5 protein-coding genes are annotated in these 6,838 nt (G+C 49.4%); 4 read left to right on the forward strand and 1 reads right to left on the reverse strand.

Going from position 1 to position 6,838, the window contains the following annotated elements:
- The first annotated feature begins 397 nt into the window (after window positions 1-397).
- Together HOM51_00920 and HOM51_00925 are read left to right on the forward strand one after the other, a co-directional pair.
- Window positions 398-2,155 (forward strand): caspase family protein, encoded by a 1,758-nt coding sequence (locus tag HOM51_00920; GenBank protein ID MBT5033054.1) that lies wholly within the window; start codon window positions 398-400, stop codon window positions 2,153-2,155.
- A gap of 160 nt (window positions 2,156-2,315) precedes the next feature.
- On the forward strand, window positions 2,316-2,756 hold the full coding sequence (locus tag HOM51_00925; protein ID MBT5033055.1) for a DMT family transporter: 441 nt from the start codon (window positions 2,316-2,318) through the stop codon (window positions 2,754-2,756).
- Between the two features lie 200 nt (window positions 2,757-2,956).
- Here HOM51_00925 and HOM51_00930 read toward each other — a convergent pair whose 3' ends face one another.
- Window positions 2,957-3,850 carry a LysR family transcriptional regulator gene (locus HOM51_00930; protein MBT5033056.1) on the reverse strand — a complete coding sequence of 298 codons (894 nt, stop codon included), beginning with the start codon at window positions 3,848-3,850 and terminating at the stop codon, window positions 2,957-2,959.
- Window positions 3,851-3,997: 147 nt separating this feature from the next.
- On the opposite strand from HOM51_00930, the gene HOM51_00935 reads away from it, so the two are divergent.
- The gene (locus HOM51_00935; GenBank protein ID MBT5033057.1) at window positions 3,998-5,464 is read left to right on the forward strand and encodes a sulfatase-like hydrolase/transferase; all 1,467 of its coding nucleotides are present in this window, start codon (window positions 3,998-4,000) and stop codon (window positions 5,462-5,464) included.
- Window positions 5,465-5,664: 200 nt separating this feature from the next.
- The gene (locus HOM51_00940; protein MBT5033058.1) at window positions 5,665-6,630 is read left to right on the forward strand and encodes a D-cysteine desulfhydrase family protein; all 966 of its coding nucleotides are present in this window, start codon (window positions 5,665-5,667) and stop codon (window positions 6,628-6,630) included.
- Window positions 6,631-6,838: the final 208 nt, after the last annotated feature.

Raw genomic sequence — 6,838 nt, forward strand, 5'->3', positions numbered from 1 at the left:
GTGGATTTGAAAAACGTTCTTCGCAAGATCAACACCAATTGTGATAACTTCGTTCATGGACGGCTCCTATTTCCCGGTGGTTCTTAAACCACCATTTTGGCACATCTTGATGCCGTTGGGTGGGAGCCGTCCACGGCATCAACAGCGGACGTTTTCGATACTTGTTGGGAAACTTAAAAAAGATAGGAAAGGGGCCTCCGAGTGACAACAAATTTGGTCTAATGCGCATTCGGGCGCGGACCAAATTCAAATTCTAACGGTCGTGGGATTGACTAGAAAATTTCAATTCTTTGGTGGTGGAGCTTGCGCCCAATAGGATATGATTCAAGGATCGCCTGGATTGTTTATTGGTACTTACGTTTTCGGTGAGCGGTAGCATTGTTAGGGAATGGAAACCATGCCCAGCTATAGCGTTCCACGACTGACGGCTATGATTGTAGCGATTATCATTCTTGCCTTCCCATGTTTGGGTGCAGCGGGCAATGGTGCCCTGTGGGTGCCCGTCGAGGTTGCACAATTTGAGGAAGATGATGAACCAGAAGACGATAATGAACCCGCATTATCAATAAAAGCGAATCCTCTTCAAGTATGTACGCGGGAAGGTTGCGTACAGGCGGCAGAAAAGTTCAGCAACGCCGAGATCATGAGTGCAATTTACGGCCTCCTAAAACATAACGAGAGATCCGTGGTTAAGCCGTGCGAATCTGAAATAACCAATCGAAATTGTACCAGTGAAGGGTTTAGTTTATTTGTCCTGGCTGGGATATTACCTGCCAATGCCAACCTAGCTGAATTGGCCTACAAAGATATCCGAATAAACAAAGACAATACGGAAATCACCCTAAAGATTGGCATCACTGGGTCATTTCTTGGTGCCTCTGCTAACTGTGGTGACTTAGATGCGGTTATTAGACTCAATGCGCAAAACAACCCGGTCCTTGCTGGGAAGGAGTCCTTCTACTGCAACTGGTTGGCGATCGGGAACATATTTTGGAGCTACACACATGTCATCGATTTCGTGGACTTCGCCAAGGGTACCATGGGGGGACCTTTCGAATTTTCTGCTATCGGTTTGTTGACCGCAGGTGGTGCGGACGGATATGGGCAGCACAACCTAACACCAGCGAATACAGCTCTCTTGCCGGGCTCGAATGGAACTTTAACGATTGCGACCAAGGTCCCCACTGCGCCACCTTCCACCGCCTCGCTGCCCACGACCTCGCTACCCACGACCTCGCTACCCACTGGCACATCTACGCCAGTTAAGGGCGTAGAATCTCAACTGGCCGCCCTCAAGGGCCTACACGACAAAGGATTAATCGACGATGTGACGTTCCAAGCCCAGCAGCGGGCAATTCTGAGCCAAACGTTCGGCAACACACCCGCACCACGGCCTGCCGCGCAACAGAAAATTGCACCGCCAGAGAGCGGAGCGACACTAACCGCTGCAACATTTGGTCGCTATCACGCCCTGGTTATCGGTAACAACGATTACCGCCACCTTCCCAAACTGCGCACTGCAGTTAATGACGCTAGTACAATTGCCGCCGTGCTGCAGAACGATTACGGCTATCTGGTAACCTTGTTGTTGAATGCAACACGGGCCAACATTATCGAGAGCCTCGACCGTCTTACCGAGAAACTGGTGGCAGAGGATAATCTCTTGATCTATTACGCTGGGCACGGTTGGCTTGATGAGAGCGCAAACCGCGGCTACTGGCTGGCAACCGACGCCAAGCCCAGTCGGCGGACCAATTGGGTATCCAACGCAACCCTGACCGATACCCTAAAGACAATTCAGGCCAAGCATGTGATGGTGGTCGCCGACAGTTGCTTCTCAGGCACCTTGACGCGCGGCGTCAGAGTCGGTGTGAGGACCGGTAATTATTGGAACCGCATGGCCGAAAAGATTACCCGCGTTGCCCTGGTATCAGGTGGACTAGAACCTGTCTCCGACGGCATTGGCAAGCATTCGCCCTTCGCAAAGGCGTTCATTTCGGCTCTCCAGAGCAATGATGCGATTATGGACGGCACCCAACTCTTTAACCAAATCCGCCGCCCAGTCATGATTGAAGCCAACCAAACGCCACAGTACACTGACGTTCGCCAAGCTGGACACGAGGGTGGTGACTTTTTGTTCGTCAGGCGCCGTTAATGGAGGTGGAACATGTCCGCTCAGGGGCAATTGCAGACGAAAACACTAGCCTTAAATGATATCCGCTATCCCCCGTTAAGAGGACGTTGATCGGCGAAGCGTCGAAGATAACCTTATAGCCAAGAGCCGTCAAGGGCTAAACACCAACCTTCTTGCACTGATGGCAATTCTTGCTGCGGCCATATTCTATGCCTTCTCAGGTGTTTATTGCCGCAGATTTAAAGTTATGGACGTGTCCCCTATGGCTACCGCAACTGGCATGATGATAGCTTCTAGCGTGATGCTTATTCCTGTGGTGTTGCTGGTTGACCAACCCTGGAGTTTACCCATGCCGAGCGTGGCTTCTTTGGGTGCCTTGGTCGGCCTCGCTCTACTATCCACATCTTTAGCTTATATAATTTACTTTCGAATTTTAGAAACCGCTGGGGCCACTAATTTGCTTTTAGTGACATTCCTTCTTCCGGTCAGTGCAATCCTATTAGGAATTGGATTTCTGAATGAAGTTCTCTTGCCAAAGCATCTCGTTGGCATGGCACTCATTGGTATGGGGCTAGCAGCTATTGACGGTCGAATATGGGCTAAACTTAAATCTCAAACTTGAGGCACAGACCAATTGGAGTCCGCAAATAGCCAGAAGCAGCCAATTTGAGAAATCTAATGTATGGCGTTATTTAAACCTATTCACGGGTTCTACCGCTTCTTAATGGCGTTAGGAGGGAGCCGCTTCGCAGTGGAGAAATTGATTGCGATTTGCAAGAGTGCATTAATCACTAGTGATGATGAAGCCTCTCGTTTAGATTCTCAGTCAGCGGAGATTCTACGATTGGCCGTTCTAAGACAGGTGATAAAATCTTCGACCGCATAATGGGGCTGATCAGTAATTCGTCTGAAAATTCCGTAATCAATAGATGCCGCTGAATCCCATGGCACGAGGCGGATTGAATCAATATTTTTATTCTCGTTTGCTAGCTGAGCAACAATCGTGAAACCAAGGTTCGCTCTCACCATATCATAAGCGGCGGTCATTGTTGAGACCTCGTGATAGGGGGCTAGATTGATCCCGGAGCTGTCAACGTTATCATCAATGATCCTACGAAGTAATGTGTGTCGATTAAGGGCTATATAAGGCAGGTCTGTTAAATCTTTCGCTGTAAGCGTGGCTTTATCCGCTAACGGATGATTTTTTGGTAGCACCACAAAAAATTTGCTACTGCAGAGGTATTCCGTCTCAACGTTTTGCATTGGAACAGGCAGCGTTCCTACCCCCACATCATAAAAATCATCGGTGAACCTTCGTTCTATATCCCTTCTAAAATAACTTTCTAGATTAAATCTAATATTGGGCCACGTTTGCAGCAGTTGCGTTATGGCCGGCAGAATTAGGCTGCTTTCTAGCCGTGGCAGGGAAACAATTCGTAGGGGACCATAATTATCCTTCCTAATTTGTTTTATGAAGGATGGAACGGAGTCAATGGATGCAACAATTCGAATAGCTTCGGGGTAGAATGAGTTGCCCTCTTGTGTCGGAACAAGACGTTTTTTCACTCTCAAGAATAAAGAAATACCAAGCTCTTCTTCTAATAAACGTAGAAGTCGGCTTGCTGCTGGCTGACTAAGATTGAGCCGTTCCGCCGCTTTTCCAAGAGTTCCCTCTTCGATCACATAAATAAAAAGGCGAAGGCTTTTAATGTTCATTTCATCATAAATTTCTATCAAGTTATAATATAATTCTAATTTTATTATGAAGTAAAATCAATGATAGTGGGAATCATAGGCGAGAACTTATCGTTATTCTTATGAGTGATAATGGCTCATAAAGAACTGATGCGTAGGGGGCAAATTGTGGAACCAGCTAATTTAATTTTCTTTCTGTCGGATAACCATACACGCCGAATGATGGGTGCGTATGGACACCCTATCGTTCAGACCCCCAATCTGGATAAAATTGCAGCGCGTGGGGTGCGGTTCGACAATGCCTATTGCGCCAGTCCACTGTGCTGCCCCTCACGATCTTCCCTGGCCACGGGCCGCTATCCACACCAGACGGGGTATTGGGATAATGCACTTACCTATGACGGCGATACACCGAGCTGGCACCACCGCCTACGGACTCAAGGGCATGCGGTCACGGCGATTGGGAAGCTCCACTTTCGCTCAGGAGACGATGACAACGGCTTTACCGAAGAGATTGAGCCCATGCATATTGTGAACGGTCAGGGGGCGCTTATTCATCTCCTCCGAGCCACGGGCGAGGGTGTTCCGCCGCGCACGAGTCATTTTGAAGTCTATTCCAAAGCTGGGGTCGGAGAAGCAGATTATCAGTCCTATGACCGGAATATAACTGGGCATGCCATTAAATGGCTTAACGAGAACGCCAAGAAGCACGGCAAGCCCTGGGTTCTGCTTGTTTCTTACGCTAGCCCTCACCCGCCATTCGCCGTGCCTAAACGTTTCTATGATCTTTACCCTCCGGATGAAATGAAGCTACCTGTCCAGTGCACGGCGGACACCCGACCCGACCATCCAGCGGTCGCGCATATTCGCGACATCAATGGATTCGAAGACGCCCCAAACGAGGAATTCATCCGCCGCAACATTGCTGGATATTGCGGACTTGTGACCCATCTTGATGAGCAAATTGGTGAGGTGATGCAGACTGCTGATCAGCTAGGGTTGCTGCCCTCGACACGCGTGCTCTATACGAGTGATCACGGCGAGGCTGCGGGGAATCACGGGTTGTTCGGGAAAGCAGTCATGTACGAGCATTCTATAGGCGTTCCGTTGATTGCCGCAGGACCAGATATACCAGCAGGTGCATCCAGCAAGCAAATCGTGTCCCACGTCGATCTATTTCAGACGATTGTGCAAAGCGTTGGCGCTGAGCTGACGGAAGAGGACGGGTCACTTCCCGGTATTTCGCTGTGGCCAGCGATACAAGGCCACGATACGGAAAGACTTGGATTTGCGGAATTTCATGCACAAGCAAGCCGGGTCGCAAGTTTTGCACTTCGGGATGGTGATCATAAGCTGGTCTGCCATGTCGGTGAGGTTCCCCAGTTGTTCGATCTGAGACAGGACCCGGAAGAAACCAACGATCTGATGCGTGGCGATCAAATACCTGAAATCGCCGCCAAGCTTATCGCAAAATTGCGTACGTTAGTGAATCCAGAAGAGGCCGATCAACAGGCAAAAGAAGATCAACGTCGGCAAATGGCGCACCACGGAGGACCTGAGGCAATGTTAAATGCTGGCACATTTGCCATGAGCCCGATCCCCGGTAAGGACGTAGAGATTGAAAGCCTAACCTAACCAAATTCGATGCAGCCAAGATCGTTCATTCTGGCTAGCGCTGATCGTTACTTTTGTCTCCACCACCGCATTTCTTTTTTAGTCTTTAATATTGAAAGAAGATTATGATTAATTCTAACGCTGACTTTTCCTCTGCCCTGGGCCGCCTATCAGACATTCCTAGGGTGGCGCTATTTTCGGGACGAACACCTCTGGAGCCTATGCCCAATCTTGGTAAGTCCTGTGGCGGACGTACAAATTTATACGTCAAACGAGACGATTGCACCGAGCTGGCTTTTGGCGGCAACAAAGTCCGTCATCTAGAATTTTATCTGGGTGAGGCGCTCGCTCAAAATGCTGACACCGTCTTGATAACGGGTGCTGTTCAGTCGAATTTTGTCCGACTCGCTGCTGCTGGTGCCCGCAAACTCGGCATGGACTGCCATGTCCAGCTAGAAGAACGGGTGGCCACAAATGACCCCGATTACCGAACCTCTGGCAATGTCCTGCTCAACCAGTTGTTTGGCGCAACGATGTATTCCTATCCCGAAGGGGAAGACGAAGTCGGCGCCGACCGCAAACTGGGTGTAATCGCCAAGAAATTATCCGATACGGGCCGACGGCCCTATATAATTCTGCTAGCCCCAGGTCATGTGCCATTGGGAGCACTTGGCTACATCATTGCCGCTCAAGAAATTCTTGAACAAATTAATGAGCAGGGTCTGGAAATCAATGAAATCGTTGTTGCGTCGGGAAGCGGCAATACTCATGCGGGACTTCTATTCGGTCTGCGGGCGCTCGATTCAGCGATCAAAGTAACGGGGATTTGTGTGCGCCGGGACGCGACCATACAGCGCTCCCGAATTGAAGGTCATTGTTCCGAAATAGCAGAACTCTTATCCATAACATCCAAAGTGAGCGACGAAGATATCGTTTTAAATGATGCATTTCTCGCCCCTGGGTATGGTATAGCAGGTGAAGAATGTAGCCGTGCAATCCTACTGGGTGCTCAGACAGAAGGCCTCGTGCTTGATCACTCCTATACAGGAAAGTCTATGGCCGGATTCATAGAACGGGCGAGAAGCGCAGACGATAATCCAGGACTCCTCTTCCTTCATACAGGTGGCGGCCCCGCCATCTTCGCCCATCAAAAAGACCTTATTCCAGCAACAATTTCTGATCAGTGAAGCGGCTCCAGACCAGTCCCAAAATATATTAATAGGGACGACATCCTCACGTTTTAGAAAATTTAAATGGCTGCTTAGGGTCCAGGCTGTGTCAAAACGTGAAGCATGATATAATTCTCCCATAGTTTTGGTGGGAGAGTTTCATGAAGCGTTTTGTTGAAGGCGAGGACCGCAGCCAGAGCACATTGTTCCCCGAACGATTGGATGA

The sequence above is a fragment of the Rhodospirillaceae bacterium genome, assembly GCA_018660465.1.
In the GTDB taxonomy this organism is placed as follows: domain Bacteria; phylum Pseudomonadota; class Alphaproteobacteria; order Rhodospirillales; family JABJKH01; genus JABJKH01.